We start from the raw sequence: 16,469 nt of genomic DNA, 5'->3' as shown, positions 1-16,469 counted from the left end.
GGGCTAAACAAAAGATGGACACCACAACACTGATTTATTGTGCTCTCGCATTGGCTGCGGGTTGTTTTGTTCAAAGTACTGTCGGTTTTGGAATGGCAATTGTTTCAGCTCCAATTATTTATTTCTTTGAACCTAAATTTGTGCCGGGCGTTATTACGCTAGTGGGCTTTTTTCTCGCGTTGATTAACATGTGGCAGTATCGGCAAATGTTATCGTTTAAAGGCTTAACTGCAGCATTTGTTGGTCGTGTACCTGGCACTATCGTTGCTGGTGTTTTACTGCTGTATATTACGTCTGAATCCTTGGCGTTAGTGCTGGGTATTGGCGTGTTATTAGCGGTTGTTATCAGTTTAACGAAAGTGCGTATACGACCTACGCCTAAAGCGCTTTTTTGGGCGGGTTTTGCATCTGGTGTTATGGGAACAAGTACCAGCATCGGCGGACCGCCAATGGCATTAGTATTACAACATGCAGAAGCAGGTAAATTACGCGCAAATCTTGCTGGGTATTTTGCGTTTAGCTGTTTGCTATCGTTAGTTGCCTTGTCTATCACTGGGCATTTTAGCTGGTGGCATTTTAAGTATGGAATGATGTTATTACCCGCGCCCTTAATGACTACATGGTTCGCATTCCGAGTTCAGCATTTAATTAAGGCTGAATGGCTGCGTTATGCCCTTTTAATTTTATGCTCTGTGTCTGGTGCGTTGGCAATGTGGCAAGGGTTGAGCCCTTTCGTAGCATAAAGGTATTTGTGCCTCAAGATGCAGGGTTCGTCATAAAAAAGATCTCGTTAGAGACCTTTTTTATATCGCTAATTATTGTGTATGACAAAGACTATGATTAGGTGATTCTGGGACTTCATTCAACAGTGCAAACCCAGATTCTTCCAATTGATGAGCAGGCATGGGCTTTGCTAAGTAATAGCCTTGGCAATAATCAAAGTTACACATTTGCAAATACTGTAATTGCTCGATTGTTTCCACACCTTCAGCAACGACTTTTAAATCCAACTTTTCACAAATTGCTTTAGTAGCTTCGACAATGGCGTGACTTCCTTTATGATTTCCTTGTACAAAGCTTTGATCAAGCTTTACTGTGCTAATAGGCAGGTCTTGAAGTTGTGATAAAGACGAGTAACCGGTGCCAAAATCATCAAGATAGAGTTCGATTCCCAATGCCGCAAGGTCTTCTAAGCATTGTTTTGCATCATCATATTCCTGCAGCATGGTTGATTCTGTTAACTCAAGCGCTAACTGTGCTGGGTTAATATTATAACGTTGGATCATCGCTTCAATGGTTGGAGCCAAACTTGCCTGTAATTGCGCTCTCGATAAATTAACACTCATCATGAATGCTTGGTCATACTTTTTTTGCCATGCTGCTAGCTGTAAACAAGCCGTTTTTAATATCCATTTACCAAGCGGGACTATTTGGCCCGTTTCTTCGGCTAGTGGAATAAATTCGGCTGGTGACACTTGGCCTAATTCTTCATCATACCAACGAATTAACGCTTCAAATCCTTTCAATTTTCGCGTTTTTAGATCAATGATTGGCTGGTAATACAGCTCGAACGCTTCCATTTCTAAAGCGAGTGTTAAATGATGGCGCAATATCATTTTTCGATACAATGCATCCGCCATATCAGGTGAAAAGTGATGGCTACAGTTTCTCCCTCGCAGCTTAGCACGGTGCATGGCCATATCTGCTTGAGTGACTAATGTTTCAATATTATCAGCATCATTGGGGTAGCTAGCGGTACCAATACTACAACCAATTGATAATTCTCCTACTTCTTTTAAGTGAAAAGGCTTATTCAGCTTGGTAATAATATTTTTAGCAAAAGAAAGTGTGTCTTGAACATTACGGTGTTCAACTTGAATTATGAATTCATCGCCACCGAAACGCGCTAAGAGCCCTTTATGTTGCAGGGTTTCTTTTAGGCGTATTGCTATTGCTTTTAATAACTTATCACCAATAGCATGGCCATAAGTGTCATTGATCATTTTAAAACCGTCGATATCGAGGAATAACAAACTATAGGGCTGTTGTTGATGGATTGATTCGTTTATCGCGTTTGAAATGCCACGGCGGTTTAATAAATCAGTTAAGAAATCATGTTCTGCATTATATTTTGCTTTCCTTAATTTCTCTTTTTCTGGGCTGATATTAGTAAGATGCAAGAGTAGTTGCTGTTTATCTTTTAACCACTTTCCTTCGATATCAAACCAAAGGTGACTTTGACCCGTCCAACATAGTTTTTTGTAGTGAATCGTACCGTCTGTTTTTGCTTTATTGAGCCATGAGTCAGCACTACTGATATCACCAAGAAAGTTTGCGAGATCGTGCAGATATTTACCGAAAGAAAGGGTAAAGGCATTGTTAGCACTGACTAACTTTCCTTCCTTACTAAAAAGTAAGGCAAGGTTTGAGCAATCAGTGAAGGCGAGGTCACGTTGTAAAGTTGATTCTTCAGCGATGACTTCGACTAACATTGCAGTACGACCATCGGGTAACTTAAGACCAGAGAATACACATAATGCTTTTTTTAAAATTTGTTTTGGTGTGAAATTCCACCAAGTTTTAATTATTTCATCTTTATTAAAACGTAAGCGGTAACCATTTAATGTGGCTTCTACTGCTTCAGACATATCGTGAGCAAGATCACGAGAGGTTAATTCATTTAAGGAATCGGCTTCCCAAAGCGGTAAAGCGCTTAAATTAGCCCAGATGATTGTCTTATTATCAATATCAAAAACCCAAATAGGGCTCTGAAGGTGATTGAAGGGGAAAAAAGTCTGATTTAACAACGGTACTATGACATTGATTAGCTCAAATGGTATTGTCAGAATAGCTTAAAAACGATGTTTTAAATATGAATTTAACCACAAATCGTGATGTTACTTCATTTCTATCATTTTCAAATCATTAAGAACTTGATAGGTGGAAATAAAATCAAGATAAACTATTTTATTTCCACCTTATGCTCTGTTTTTTAGTTTAATGCGAGTTTTACTTGAAAACCGAAAAATTGACGATCATAAGGAGCACCTGCATTAAGCGCAAAATTAGCTGCATTTGTGTCGCCAAACCATGGGGTGTAACTGAAGCTAACATCTGCATCACCATTCCACATATCTGTTATCCAATAGTGAATGTGACCGACAGGGTTTAAGAAGAATAAGGTGACATCACCAACAGCCTTAGATCCCATGACCTCACCGCCGCGAGCTGTAATTTCTAATTCCTTTTGGAACATCAACTCACCGACCGCAGCACCAAATAAGGGGGTGACGATAATATCTTGAATGGAGGGTACTTCAGCAAACGCTTCTACACCATATTCCCAGAAGAAAGTAGACATGGTTGCGGAGTATAAAAATGACTCCCATTCGTCAAAACCCGAATGACGTGCTGCAGTATAATAAACACCACCAAAGTAAGGGTGCATAATATAGTTTAAAACGTGGTCATCTTGATCCCAAACAGGCCCTTGACTTACGTTATCCCACCACTTACTACCGAGGTTGCTTAGGTTACGATCGTCTTCATCCCAATTGGTAACACTTTCAGGCAGTAATGTCATTGCAGCGACGGTTGCAAGGCTTAAGCCAAAGATGGTGTAAGACTGTTCAAGCAGGTAATCCCAATCTTTTTCTGATGAAACAGACAGGTGCATCGGAATTGTATTTACCGCATTATCTGCAAACAAAGGTGCTTGCTCTGTTTTGCTTTTATCATCAGGTGAAGACAAACGGTATGAAGGTTGTGCCCCATATTCTAAAAATATACCCTGATTATCGTAACCTTGATTTTGGAATGGCTTATTCATTGTTATGTCATTACGAGTTGTATCGCGCCCGCTAAGAGGGTTTACGTAACTCTTTGTGTCATAACTAAAATTGTTTTTTGCATCATCCCAAGCAAAAACGGATGAACTGAATGTACAACCAAGGATAAGTGAAGATAAAAGTGTATTGCGCAATTGATGCCCCAGTTTTAAAAGATTTTGCCATTTGCTACTGCTGTTTACTTATTGGATCAGTAATTTTATTTGCGTCAAAATGGTTGGTTGCATATGGCAGGTGAATGCTAATGGCTCCAACATATTGCCAATCCAATAGGTTATGCGTAAAGGTGTAGTGCAACGTGTTATGTGTGAGCGAATTATTACTGAAAACAGGTAAAATACCTAGTAATAAATATAAAGGGGAGTGTGTACAAGCTCTGGGGCTAAGAGCTTGTACAAGAAGAGATTTCTAATTAATTCAGTGGCTTATTGCATGGTGTGCAAATGGTTATCCGACGGAAGGGATGATCCCAATCATTTGTAACAATTGTGCAGAGATGATAAGTATTCCAATACTTGTCACAGTAATTAATGCCGGTGTGCCTCCACGAACTTGGTAAGTTGCTGTCTTTATTTCTTTATCTGTTGTTGTCGTATGTGTTTCTTTTCCTACTGGTAGAGTGTTTATTTGCTTACGCTGAGCTCGCACCATCGCAACAGGTAGAAAAATAGCCAAAATAACCAGTGCTATCGCCGCATAGCCCAAGGCCATGATAAAGCCCTGTGGGTAGAATAGGGCAAAGCAAAGAGGTGGAACAAAGGTCACCAGCGCTGTTTGCATACGACCTTTTACTTGATTATCACGATTTAAAATATCAGAGATAAAATCAAATAAGCCTAAACTCACCCCTAGGAAAGATGTTGCCAAGGCTAGGTCAGCAAACACTGATACAGATTGGCTAACGAGCGGGTTATGTAAAATATTGCTCAATGTTGCTATAAACGAACCCAGTGTTGTACTTGCCATTAAATCGGGTTGACCAAGTACACCTTGGCTTGCAACTTGCCATAGTATGTAGACCATCAGTGGTGTGGCAGAGCCAACGACCATTATTTTACGCAGTGCTTTAATGTCCAAACCTACATAACGAACAATGGACGGAATGCTACCGTGAAAGCCAAAAGAGGTGAAAATGACGGGCAGTGCTGAAATGATTAACCCTTTCTGGATAGGCATCTCAACTAAATGAACACCTTGAACATGCGGCATTAATAGAAAAAGCATAACGGCTAATGCGATAACTTTTAATGTGAACAATATGCGATTAACCATATCGACTGAATGTGTACCTATAGATACAACCGTTGCAATAATGACGGTAAATCCAACTGTACCTACTTGAGGGGCGAGATCCAGTCCCATCCAATTCGTTAACTTATCATTGAGCTGGCTGCCGCCGCCTGCAATGTATGCTGCACATAATGCGTAAAATAGGAACATCATTGCGAAGCTGGCAATCACTTGACCTTTGCGGCCCAATAGTTGATGTGCCAGGGTATGCAATGTTGCATTTTTATCGGCATGTTGGTGTACCTCTAGCATTAATAGAGCGGTATAAATCATTAATGCCCAAATACCCACCATCGTTAATGTTGCTGCGGTGAACCCCAAACCTGCTGATGCGAGAGGGAGAGCCAGCATTCCCGCCCCGATTGTTGTGCCTGCGATGATCAGCGTACTGCCGAAAGTTTTACTCATATTCATTGAAGTCATTGTTCCTAGTTATATTTATGTTCATAAAACTTTACACTTAATCACGCTATTGTGGCTATCGATAGTCAGTGTCGTAATGAAAGGTATTCACGTTTTTTACTCATTATTCAGTAGTAATATGTAGGTATGAGGCAATTGACCTGACCTATATGCTGGGTAGTACCTTAATGCTAGTTTTCTTTACTGTCAACTTTTGATGGTTTTTCTGTAAATATATATTTACACCTTGATGGGTTGATATCTGCGATAAGAAAGACTGAATTGATGGAGAAGAGTAACGCATTGATCTCTTCAGCTTTAATCAGAGAACAAATTCTCGCTGAAACGAGTATCTTGAGGTAACTTGGGTATATAAATCGATGATATACAAAGATGAGGGAAGCCATGTTACAAGTTGCGATGATTAGCACCGGAGAAGAAGTGTTGCACGGTGATATTGTGGATACTAATGCTGCGTGGTTATCACGTCTATTTTTTGAACGTGGTTTCGCGTTATCTAGACGTACGACTGTCGGCGATCAACTTGAAGGTTTAGCGGCTGAAATTGAGCATTGTAGCCTAACCTCTGATGTGGTTATCGTAAATGGTGGGCTTGGACCTACAAGTGACGACTTAACGGCTCAAGCAGCTGCCATTGCGGCTGATGTGGGTTTAGAGCAATCTGATTATTGGGTTGAACAGATGCGTGAAAAGTATCAAAAACTCAATCTTGTTATGCCCCAATCTAATTTGAAGCAGGCAATGCTACCCGAAGGTGCCGAGTTACTTGAAAACCCGATAGGTACAGCTTGTGGGTTTGCGATGAAATTAAACCGCGCTTGGATCTTTTTTACGCCTGGTGTGCCAAGTGAATTTAAAAAAATGGCGCAAGAGCAAATCTTAACGCGCTTAAAAGCCACATATACTGAAACGGAAAAGTTGGACTGCCATCGTTTTTATACCTTTGGTTTATCTGAGTCAGGTATTGGCGATACTTTAGCGTCTGTTTCGCTGCCGAAAGGGTATGAGTTGGGTTACCGTTCGTCGTTGCCGTTTATTGAAGTGAAGCTGTTTGCACCAGCTGCAGATACCTATGCACTTGCTTTCCAGCAACAGATGATTGATTTACTTGGTGAAAATGTCGTGAGTATTGGTCAGACACTTCCTGAGCATGTAGGTGCGCAATTGGTGGCGAAACAACTGACACTCGCTTTGGCGGAGCAATACTCTGGGGGATGGCTGACTAATTGGTTGCAAGATTATCCCAATGCGAAAGCGCAATTACGCCAAGGGTGGATGTTAGGGACGGTAGAGGCGGCAGAGTTAGCCGCTTCAGATCAATTGGCGTCGGCATTGGCGATGGCAACTGCATCGCGTGAAAATACAACATCAGATATCGCGCTGGTTTCAGGGCCAATTTATGATGGAAAAGTGGCGGTTGCGATGGCGACCCCCGACGGTGATTGGGCACAAGTTATTTCAACTAAACGACAATATGGCTCACGAGATATGCGTAGCTTGATCGCAACGGTGATGTTAGACATGTTACGCCGTTGGTTGGATGCTCAGCCTGTGATGGGGCAATTCAGCTCTCTGAATCGCGAAAGTGAGATATTCTTAACAAGTTGATTTCACGCAGAGAGCAACGTCTGCATAACAACGCCTACATGATGATGAAATAGTAAAAGAAAGTGCAGTTAGTCTACACTTTCTTTTTGGGGTCAGTGCCTAGGCTGGTTTAACGTGAATATTTGCAACATATTCATCTTCTGCCCAATACAGACGCTCTGCCACATGCGCTTCTTCGTTGAGTGTAACGTCACGTAAGACTCGATCTTTGAAGGCGTGATAACCCGCTTTATCAATTAAGTGACCCATATGCATGTACACTGGAGTGCCTGCTAGAATCTCTTTCTCGAAGGCAAACAAGTTGTTCAATACTTGATGAATAACGTCTTCTGTTACCCAGTTTAAAAATAATTTGCCGACGCGCGGTGTGCGCTTTGATGTTCGTCCGCCCAATTTCACCATGTACAACTGCTTGGGGTTACGTTGCCATGCCAAGGTTGGACAGGCGAGTACACATTCTCCGCAGCCGATGCATTTGCTGACTTCTTTGGTTGCTTTACCATGTTTGATCGACAAGCAATTCGCGGCATGCTGTGAACAGACTTTCACGCAGGCTCCACAACCTATACAGCGTTCTGATTTGAAGTCTATTTGTGCGATCCCCAGAATACCAAAGTCAGCCATGTTTGCTTTGGCGCAATCGTTGGGACAGCCTGCTAACACCAATTTGAGATGATAAGGCTGTGGGTAAACATGGTGCTCTAAGCGCTGTGCTAATCCCGTGGTATCGGTATTGGCTTTTTGGCAAATTTGACTACCTTGGCATGCAACAATATTACGTCCACCAATAGTCTGGTAACCCGCTTTGGTATCTTCGACATCAATGCCGCAGGGGCAACAGTGATGTCTTCAATAAATGGCGCAAGGGCTTTATTTACTGCAGGTATATCTTGGTATTTGATGCCAGGCATGGCGAGTTTTTGACGAGTGGTGAGGTGAATGACACCATTACCAAAGGTCTCGGCAATATGCTGGGCAGTAGACAGTAAATAGGCTGGCATGATACCACCGGGAATACGCACGCTGATCATGCATTCTCCCCGTACTTTTGATAGGCGATAATCCCCATTGGCACGGGTTTTAATAATATCGACATCGAGACTCATGATGTTTTCCTTAATCTATCAATTGTTGGGTCTGATCAAAGCGGAACACAGGGCCATCTAAACAGACGTACTTATCACCCATGCGGCAGTGTCCACATTTGCCAACAGCGCAAGCCATACGGCGTTCATAATCGACCCAAATTTGTGACTGATCTAGACCTTTCTCAAGGAACGCAGCAACCACAAACTTGATCATGATTGGCGGTCCTACGACGACAACTTGGAGTGTGTCGGGCTGCGAGAGATCAAGCTCATCAATGTATTCTGTAACCCGACCAATCCGAAAATTATCGGTAGCTTCCCCTTCGTCTAGCGTGGTAATGAGGTTGTGCGCGTTACGCCATAAATGCATGTCATTGCGATACAAGACAGCCTGTTCATTCTTAAACCCTAAAATCATATCGAGTTGACTAATTTGTTCAGGGTGATGGCAAAAATGCGATATCAAGCCTTTGACTGGGGCGACACCTGTACCACCTGCAACAATCACTAGATGTTTATTCTGGAACGCCTCCATCGGGTAGCCATTCCCATGAACACCACGCATCCAAACATTATCTCCGGCTTGTAACTCAAACAACTTTTCGGTGACGAGACCCACTTTGCGGATCAATAAATCGATATAGTCATCGCCGTAATCTGATACGGAAATAGGGGCTTCTCCTACCATGGGTAAAGAGACTTCTACGAATTGACCGAAATGAGTATCAAAGTCTTTACTGACGCGAAAATTCCATTCCAGTTCAGTATGCTTTTCAATTGCCAAAATTTTGTATGCTTTTGGCAATAAGCGATTTTCCGGTTGTTGCTGTTGATGAATCTCTGATTGCGGTGCGGTCTCGCAACGACACCCTGTGTGTTGTACATCATGTGTATGACTAGACATGAGTGACCTCTATCTTTTGGTGGGTGGAAAATGCATGTTCGACTTCGTCATTGAGATGTTGCTCAACAATATCGGTCATACGATTGATGATGTTGGTGAACGAGATATAGTGTGGGCAGCGATCATCACAACGGCCGCAACCGACACACATGTGATCATGACCTTGTCGGGCTTTGTAATCATTTACCTTATGCAAGGCTCGGTATCGTAGGCGCTCACCCGTTTTGTCTCGAAAGCTGTGCCCCCCAGCCATATCGGCAAAGCCGTTGGTCATACAACTGGCTTGCTGGCGTCTGCGTTCTCCCACTTTATGGTTTTCGTCATAGGCAACGTCAAACATGTTGTAGCAACTGCATGTTGGGCAGGATGTAGTACAGCGACCACAGCCAATACAGCGGCTGTCATATTCACTCCATACTGGGTGCTTATGTAGTATTTGACGGATGAGATTGGGATCGTTGCACACTTGATCCGGAGTTCTGACCTTTGTGGGGTTGGATTGAACAAATTGTGGGGTGAATTCGATTTCTTTGCCTGTGTTGTTTAAGTAACTTTGTAGTTCAGGATCTTTGGCCATGAAAGCCACGCCGTTGGCATCGAAGCGAACAGCAGCATCATAGTTATCTGTTGTATTGCTGTTCATCGATACACAAAAACAATTTTCAAAACTTTGTGCGCATTCTATTAATACCAACTTTAGCTGTTGGCGTAATCGGCGATAATAAATATCTTCATTATTGCCGTTATTTAAATACATGTGATCAAGACGCTTAAGGGCATTAATATCACAAGCCCTAAGAAATATAAGGGTTGGACGGGCTTCTATTTTTGACTCTCGTAATTCGTTACCATTAAAGTGAAAGAGCGTCTGGGTTATAGGTGTTACTGCTTCTTTGGGTGAAAAGTGGGATTTTTCTTGCCACACGATATCACTGGCTTGGGTTACCGATAAATATGTTAAATTATCGGTGCCTGCAAAACGCCCCCCTTTATTCTCATACCCTGGGGCGAGAATGTTATAATGAGGTAATAATGTCTGAATAATCTGATTCAGCTCTGTATGGGTTAAATAGGTAGCCATTAACACATGCCTTCTAGTTGTTCATTGTAAAGGGAAGTCGCTGCTGATGATTGGTCGAGTTCATTAACCATGTTCAGGTTCTCGGAAATTGAGACGGTTTCCCCGACAACAATTAGTGAGGGCATTGGAGGGGTATGCAGGGTTAAATACTCATCCAACTGTGACAATGTAGTCACGTATTGCTGGTGGTTTGGATGCGTACCATTACTAATTATGGCTACAGGGGTGCGGTTGTTCATGCCGTATAACATTAAGTTTGAGGCAATCCAAGAAGCGCGATGTAGTCCCATATAAAATACTAAGGTGTGCTGAAGGTTAACCAATACCGCCCAATCAATACGGTAGTCATCGTTTTCACCTCGGGCAGTTACTACAGTGAATCCCCGCGAGATACCGCGATGAGTCAAAGGAATACCGCTGTAAGCACAACACCCTAATGCGGCAGTAATACCCGGAATAATTGATACTGGCACATGGTGTTGGCGTAAATACAGTGCTTCTTCACCACCACGACCGAATACCATTGGATCCCCACCTTTTAGTCGGCAGATGTTCAATCCACGCTGTGCCATCGAAACCAACATATGGTTAATACCGTGTTGGGTTGCCGATGGGTTGTCGTAGCTTTTGCCGACTTCAATGATATGTGTCCCTGGTTGCGCTAGCTGCAAAATTTGTTTCGTTACTAGCTGATCATGCAAAATGACATCAGCTTGTTTGAGCGCATTAACAGCTTTTACTGTTAGTAACTCGGGATCGCCTGGTCCTGCGCCCACTAATGTGACATTGCCAACTACTGACGAAGGGGTTTCGATAACATACATAGTCATTACCTGCGATGGAATTTATTAAAAAATAAAACTAGGCATCAAGTTGCTGTAAATAGTCGGTGAAAGTGCGCGGTAAATCTATTCAAGCTTAATGAATGTAGGGTTAAGAAATAATGAAATGTAAAATAAAAATGTAAAGGCAATCACTATGTTGAAATCTTATTGATATATATCAAATAAGGCGGGTGCTGAAAGCGTTTTTTAATGACAAAAGAGGAGGGTGTGAAATTAAATAAAGCATTTTCTTTTAATAAATGAAGGGGAATATTATTTTCCAGATTTGAAATGTAGAAGGAAATGTTTTAATTAGCTTAAAATATAAAATAAAACTGAAACGTTTGTCATACTTTTGTCAAATTATGAGTATTTCATCACAGGCATTGTAAACAGTGTTTAATTGGTACAAAGTAAATATTTACAGGGTCTCACACTATAGTGTTGATTGTGGAGGTTGGTTGTATCTATTGTTGCTCCACGATGCTTGTCCGATAAAAGTACCCAGCCGATTAATGATGAAGGAAAGACCTTATGACATTCAAAATGAAAAAAATTGCTCTTGCAACGTCAGTGGTAGTATCAGCGTTGATGCTACAAGCGTGTAACGATACAACAGAGTCAACGCAGGTATCATCAGATAGTCTTGTTGAAGCGCCAGCGACTGAAGTGGCAAAGGCTGAAATGAAATCATTAGATGTTAATGTTATTTACCTTGATCGTCGTATGCTACCGCCAGAGGCTGTGCTAGAAGTGACACTTGAAGATGTATCAAAAGCTGATGCACCATCAGAGTTGATTGTTAGCCAATCAATGGAGCCTGCATCTGCACCTCCTTACGCAATGGTATTGGATTACGATGCAACGAAAATTGCAGATAAACACCGTTACAGTTTACGTGCCACGATCAAAGTACAAGATCAGTTGGTAATGACATCTACCACCAGTATTGATCCTTTTGCTGAAGGGGCTAGCTTACCGATTGAAATTAAATTGGATCGTGTCGCACATACCAAAACAACAGACAGCGCACATAATGCCGCTTTCACTGATACCTACTGGAAGTTAATGCAGTTGGATGGTCAAGATGCCAAATTGGGTGCAGCAGAAAAAGAAGTGTTTATCCAGTTTGCATCTGATGGTAATGCAGCGCATGGCTTCTCGGGATGTAATTCGTTTAAAGGTGGTTTTGAAATAGACCAAGGTAAACTAACCATGGGTCCTGTTGCGGCAACACGGAAGATGTGTATGGACGGTATGGATCAAGAGCAAGCATTCTTGAGTGCAATGGGGCAATTTGCTAGCTATAGCGTGCAAGGTGAAGCACTGACGGTGAAAAATAACCAAGGTGAAGTGGTTGCCACGTTCGAGTCTCGTTACATGAACTAAATACAGATAATAATGCAGTGGAGGGAAATCTTCATTGCATGATGTGTACTGAAGAATCTGATAGCAACACGGTTATGATAACCGTGAGGTTGTCAGATTTTTTATATAGAGGGAGCTTATAGCGTTTTGGTAATGCTGGTGGTGTGAATGAGTAGAGTTACATTGCTTTTTTGGTTGCTATGTATGTTAATTGGTAATCAAATTCGATATCGACATTGGCTTTAGGTGTTGAACGACAAGCAAGAATCTCGTTTGAACCGACAAAAGCCATTGCATCTTGTTGGTCAACTGCCCCTGACTTTAATTTACAGCGACACGCACCACACATGCCGTTACGGCATTGATACTCAGGTTGAATACCGGCATTTTCTAATTGGGTAAGCAAAGATTCACGGCTATTGCCGTGAACCTCTTGACCGTTAACCTTAATGGTTAGTTGGCTCATAGCTCGAAGTCACCAAGATCGTCTGCACTTACATCGTTGTCAATTTGACCAACAAGGTAAGAACTGATTTCAGCTTCTTGTGGAGCAACCTGTACATTATCAGAAGATAACCATGAGTTAATCCATGGAATCGGGTTCTGATTAGCACCAGGATAAGCCTGATCAAGACCTACCGCTTTCATGCGTAGGTTTGTGATGTATTCAACGTACTGACAAAGAATTTCTTTGTTAAGACCAATCATCGAACCATCTTTGAATAGGTATTCAGCCCATTCTTTTTCTTGCTCTGCGGCTTCTTTGAAAATTTCAAAACATTCTTGCTGGCATTCTTGCGCAATATCAGCCATTTCAGGATCATCGTGTCGACCACGAAGAAGGTTCAGAATATGTTGAGTACCCGTTAAATGCAGTGCTTCATCACGAGCAATGAGCTTGATGATTTTTGCATTACCTTCCATTAATTCACGTTCGGCAAATGCAAATGAACATGCAAAGCTTACGTAGAAACGGATAGCCTCAAGTGCATTAACAGACATCATACAAACGTATAATTTCTTTTTAATGTCACGCAGGTTAACAGTGATGGTTTCACCATTAACGGTATGCTTACCTTCGCCTAAACGGTGATAATCGCTAGTTGCTGCAATTAGGTCGTCATAGTACTTAGAAATATCACCAGCACGTTTGATGATATAGTCATTTTCAACGATATCATCAAAGACAATCGCAGGATCATTTACGATATTACGGATAATATGCGTGTAAGATCGAGAGTGAATTGTTTCAGAAAAAGACCACGTTTCAATCCATGTTTCTAATTCTGGTATCGACACTATAGGCAGAAGAGCAACGTTTGGACTACGGCCTTGAATCGAGTCAAGCAGTGTCTGATATTTCAAATTACTGATGAAAATATGCTTTTCATGCTCTGGTAAGTTGTTGTAATCAATGCGATCACCAGATACATCAACTTCTTCTGGACGCCAGAAAAAACTAAGTTGCTTTTCGATGAGTTTTTCGAAAATTTCGAATTTTTGTTGGTCATAACGAGCAACGTTAACAGATTGACCAAAGAACATCGGTTCTTTCATCTGATCGTTATTAATTTGACAAAAAGTGCTATACGCCATCATTTCCTCAATATTAAAGGGGAGCCGTAGCTCCCATTCAATGTAAATACTTAAATTTTACAGCTTACACAGTCTTCTGCATCGTCTTGGGCGTCAGACGCACCATCACGGGTGTTGTGATAGTAAAGTGTCTTCACGCCCAGTTTATACGCGTTAAGCAGGTCTTTTAGCAAGAGCTTCATTGGCACTTTGCCATTTTCCTGTTTGCTTGGATCGTAGTTAGTGTTAGCTGAAATCGATTGGTCGATAAATTTCTGCATAATACCAACAAGCTGTAAGTAACCGTCATTGCTACCGATATTCCACAGTAGTTCGTAGTTATCTTTATATTTGCTGTACTCTGGAACCACTTGTTTCAGAATGCCATCTTTAGAGGCTTTTACTGAAACAAAACCACGTGGCGGCTCAATACCATTTGTTGCATTTGAAATCTGAGACGATGTCTCTGATGGCATTAATGCAGACAATGTTGAGTTACGTAAGCCGTGCGTTTTAATTTCTTCACGTAAGGTTTCCCAGTCGTAATGAAGTTCTTCACTACATACATCATCGATAGCCTTTTTATAGGTATCAATAGGAAGAATACCTTGCGCATACGTTGTTTCATTAAATGCAGGACATGCACCTTGTTCTTTTGCCAAGCCAACAGATGCTTTCAATAAGTAGTATTGAATCGCTTCAAATGCTTGGTGAGTAACATTGTTTGCACTGCCATCAGAGTAACGTACGCCATGTTTTGCAAGGTAGTATGCATAGTTGATAACACCAACCCCCAGAGTACGACGGTTCATTGTTGAACGACGTGCTGCAGGTAGTGGGTAATCTTGATAATCAAGCAGTGCATCAAGTGCACGAACCGTTAAATCTGCAAGCTCTTCCAAATCATCCAGTGTATCAATTGCACCTAAGTTAAAGGCAGACAGTGTACAAAGGGCAATTTCACCGTTTTCATCTTCAACGTTATTCAGTGGCTTGGTTGGCAGTGCAATCTCAAGGCAAAGGTTAGATTGACGAATCGGTGCAACCGCCGGATCAAATGGGCTGTGCGTATTACAATGGTCGACGTTTTGAATATAGATACGACCAGTAGAGGCACGCTCTTGCATAAGAAGAGAGAATAGCTCGATGGCTTTAATTGACTCTTTCTTGATGCTTGCATCTTGTTCGTATTTTACGTAAAGGCGTTCAAATTCATCTTGATCAGCAAAGAAAGCGTCGTATAAACCTGGAACATCAGATGGCGAGAACAAGCTAATGCTTTGACCTTTAATTAGGCGTGTGTACATCAGTTTATTGAGTTGAACGCCGTAATCCATGTGACGAACACGGTTTTCTTCAACGCCACGGTTGTTCTTCAGTACCAGTAGTGACTCGACTTCACGGTGCCAAATAGGGTAGAACAAGGTAGCAGCACCACCACGAACACCGCCCTGAGAACAGCATTTAACCGCTGTTTGGAAGTATTTATAGAATGGGATACAACCAGTGTGGAAAGCTTCACCATCACGAATTTCAGAGCCAAGAGCTCGAATACGGCCAGCATTGATGCCAATACCTGCACGCTGAGAAACATAACGTACAATTGAGCTTGCTGTTGCGTTGATTGAGTCTAGGCTATCGTCACATTCAATCAATACACATGAACTGAATTGACGAGTCGGTGTACGAACACCTGACATGATCGGTGTTGGTAATGAGATCTTAAATGTCGATGCGGCATCATAGAAACGCTTAATGTAGCTAAGGCGTGTTTCTTTTGGATATTTACCGAAAAGACAAGCAGCAATTAGGATGTACAAAAACTGTGCACTTTCAAAAATTTCGCCTGAAACACGGTTTTGTACCAGATACTTACCTTCTAGCTGTTTTACTGCAGCATAAGAGAAGTTCATATCACGCCAGTGATCGATAAAAGTATCCATCGTGGCAAATTCTTCAGCGGTATAGTCTTCAAGCAAATGGCTGTCGTACTTACCTTTATTTACAAGGTTAGTAACATGAGCAAAAAGTGTTGGTGGCTCGAATTGACCATACGCTTTTTTACGTAGGTTAAATATTGCAAGACGTGCTGCAAGATATTGGTAATCTGGAGACTCTTCTGAAATCAGATCAGCTGCTGCTTTGATGATGGTTTCGTGGATGTCGGCGGTTTTTATACCATCGTAGAATTGGATATGAGACTTAAGTTCTACTTGAGATACCGATACATTGGTTAGGCCTTCTGCTGCCCAATCAATAACACGGTGAATTTTATCCAGTTCGATAGTTTCTTTACGACCATCACGCTTGGTTACTGTTAGCTGTTGATTCATTGTAGTTTGATTTCCCGAAATCCTTCCACAGCAGTGTTTTGCAAATTTTGATTTAAGATTAGCAAAGAATGTGACCTTCGCTATATTTTTCTTATTGGTCAAAAACACTACATATTGGGGTGCTGAG

The 16,469-nt window shown here is 41.7% G+C and carries 12 protein-coding genes and 1 pseudogene; 3 read left to right on the top strand and 10 right to left on the bottom strand.

Annotated features, from left to right (window positions below; genetic code table 11):
- The first annotated feature begins 14 nt into the window (after positions 1 to 14).
- Positions 15 to 743: a sulfite exporter TauE/SafE family protein gene (locus tag C9J47_RS22905; protein ID WP_107255573.1), complete on the top strand. Its 729-nt coding sequence runs from the start codon at positions 15 to 17 to the stop codon at positions 741 to 743.
- Between the two features lie 72 nt (positions 744 to 815).
- Here the strand turns inward: C9J47_RS22905 and C9J47_RS22900 are convergent, their stop codons facing one another.
- From C9J47_RS22900 to C9J47_RS22890, 3 genes are all read right to left on the bottom strand, one after another.
- Complete coding sequence (locus tag C9J47_RS22900) at positions 816 to 2,807, bottom strand: putative bifunctional diguanylate cyclase/phosphodiesterase (RefSeq protein WP_107255572.1); 1,992 nt, start codon at positions 2,805 to 2,807, stop codon at positions 816 to 818.
- Between the two features lie 185 nt (positions 2,808 to 2,992).
- Positions 2,993 to 3,982 carry a DUF3943 domain-containing protein gene (locus C9J47_RS22895; RefSeq protein ID WP_107255571.1) on the bottom strand — a complete coding sequence of 330 codons (990 nt, stop codon included), beginning with the start codon at positions 3,980 to 3,982 and terminating at the stop codon, positions 2,993 to 2,995.
- A 313-nt stretch (positions 3,983 to 4,295) separates the two neighbouring features.
- Positions 4,296 to 5,552, bottom strand: coding sequence for an aromatic amino acid transport family protein (locus C9J47_RS22890; protein ID WP_107255570.1), 1,257 nt, complete (start codon positions 5,550 to 5,552; stop codon positions 4,296 to 4,298).
- A gap of 393 nt (positions 5,553 to 5,945) precedes the next feature.
- On the opposite strand from C9J47_RS22890, the gene C9J47_RS22885 reads away from it, so the two are divergent.
- Positions 5,946 to 7,169 (top strand): CinA family nicotinamide mononucleotide deamidase-related protein, encoded by a 1,224-nt coding sequence (locus C9J47_RS22885; protein ID WP_107255569.1) that lies wholly within the window; start codon positions 5,946 to 5,948, stop codon positions 7,167 to 7,169.
- Between the two features lie 99 nt (positions 7,170 to 7,268).
- Here the strand turns inward: C9J47_RS22885 and asrC are convergent.
- The 4 genes and pseudogenes from asrC to cobA all read right to left on the bottom strand — a co-directional run bounded on the left by asrC (position 7,269) and on the right by cobA (position 11,066).
- Positions 7,269 to 8,275 (bottom strand): annotated as a pseudogene (gene asrC / locus C9J47_RS22880) (sulfite reductase subunit C).
- Positions 8,276 to 8,285: 10 nt separating this feature from the next.
- The gene (gene asrB / locus C9J47_RS22875) at positions 8,286 to 9,161 is read right to left on the bottom strand and encodes an anaerobic sulfite reductase subunit AsrB (protein ID WP_107255568.1); all 876 of its coding nucleotides are present in this window, start codon (positions 9,159 to 9,161) and stop codon (positions 8,286 to 8,288) included.
- The gene (gene asrA / locus C9J47_RS22870) at positions 9,154 to 10,242 is read right to left on the bottom strand and encodes an anaerobic sulfite reductase subunit AsrA (RefSeq protein ID WP_107255567.1); all 1,089 of its coding nucleotides are present in this window, start codon (positions 10,240 to 10,242) and stop codon (positions 9,154 to 9,156) included. The genes asrB and asrA overlap by 8 nt, the downstream gene beginning before the upstream one ends.
- A complete protein-coding gene (gene cobA, locus C9J47_RS22865) occupies positions 10,242 to 11,066 on the bottom strand; it encodes a uroporphyrinogen-III C-methyltransferase (RefSeq protein ID WP_006233168.1) in 825 nt (274 codons plus the stop codon). The genes asrA and cobA overlap by 1 nt, the downstream gene beginning before the upstream one ends.
- A gap of 534 nt (positions 11,067 to 11,600) precedes the next feature.
- Here cobA and C9J47_RS22860 point away from each other — a divergent pair.
- A complete protein-coding gene (locus C9J47_RS22860) occupies positions 11,601 to 12,455 on the top strand; it encodes an META domain-containing protein (RefSeq protein WP_107255566.1) in 855 nt (284 codons plus the stop codon).
- A gap of 157 nt (positions 12,456 to 12,612) precedes the next feature.
- Here the strand turns inward: C9J47_RS22860 and yfaE are convergent, their stop codons facing one another.
- Genes yfaE through nrdA form a run of 3 tightly spaced genes read right to left on the bottom strand, consistent with a single transcriptional unit; the run spans position 12,613 to position 16,342 of the window.
- Entirely contained in the window at positions 12,613 to 12,900 is a 288-nt protein-coding gene (yfaE, locus tag C9J47_RS22855; protein WP_107255565.1) for a class I ribonucleotide reductase maintenance protein YfaE, read from the bottom strand.
- A complete protein-coding gene (gene nrdB / locus C9J47_RS22850) occupies positions 12,897 to 14,030 on the bottom strand; it encodes a class Ia ribonucleoside-diphosphate reductase subunit beta (RefSeq protein ID WP_107255564.1) in 1,134 nt (377 codons plus the stop codon). Before nrdB ends, yfaE begins: the two co-directional genes overlap by 4 nt.
- A gap of 50 nt (positions 14,031 to 14,080) precedes the next feature.
- Entirely contained in the window at positions 14,081 to 16,342 is a 2,262-nt protein-coding gene (nrdA, locus tag C9J47_RS22845; protein ID WP_107255563.1) for a class 1a ribonucleoside-diphosphate reductase subunit alpha, read from the bottom strand.
- Between the last annotated feature and the right edge of the window lie 127 nt (positions 16,343 to 16,469).

Source organism: Photobacterium indicum (assembly GCF_003026215.1).
Taxonomy (GTDB): Bacteria; Pseudomonadota; Gammaproteobacteria; order Enterobacterales; family Vibrionaceae; genus Photobacterium; species Photobacterium indicum.
The sequence above is the reverse complement of the archived record's forward strand: the minus strand, read 5'-3'. Positions and strand labels throughout refer to the sequence as shown.

Coding starts and splice junctions, on each gene's coding strand:
- C9J47_RS22905 (WP_107255573.1), top strand. CDS start 15: ATGGACACCACAACACTGATTTATTGTGCTCTCGCATTGGCTGCGGGT.
- C9J47_RS22890 (WP_107255570.1), bottom strand. CDS start 5,552: ATGAATATGAGTAAAACTTTCGGCAGTACGCTGATCATCGCAGGCACA.
- C9J47_RS22885 (WP_107255569.1), top strand. CDS start 5,946: ATGTTACAAGTTGCGATGATTAGCACCGGAGAAGAAGTGTTGCACGGT.
- asrB (WP_107255568.1), bottom strand. CDS start 9,161: ATGTCTAGTCATACACATGATGTACAACACACAGGGTGTCGTTGCGAG.
- asrA (WP_107255567.1), bottom strand. CDS start 10,242: ATGGCTACCTATTTAACCCATACAGAGCTGAATCAGATTATTCAGACA.
- cobA (WP_006233168.1), bottom strand. CDS start 11,066: ATGTATGTTATCGAAACCCCTTCGTCAGTAGTTGGCAATGTCACATTA.
- C9J47_RS22860 (WP_107255566.1), top strand. CDS start 11,601: ATGACATTCAAAATGAAAAAAATTGCTCTTGCAACGTCAGTGGTAGTA.
- yfaE (WP_107255565.1), bottom strand. CDS start 12,900: ATGAGCCAACTAACCATTAAGGTTAACGGTCAAGAGGTTCACGGCAAT.
- nrdB (WP_107255564.1), bottom strand. CDS start 14,030: ATGGCGTATAGCACTTTTTGTCAAATTAATAACGATCAGATGAAAGAA.
- nrdA (WP_107255563.1), bottom strand. CDS start 16,342: ATGAATCAACAGCTAACAGTAACCAAGCGTGATGGTCGTAAAGAAACT.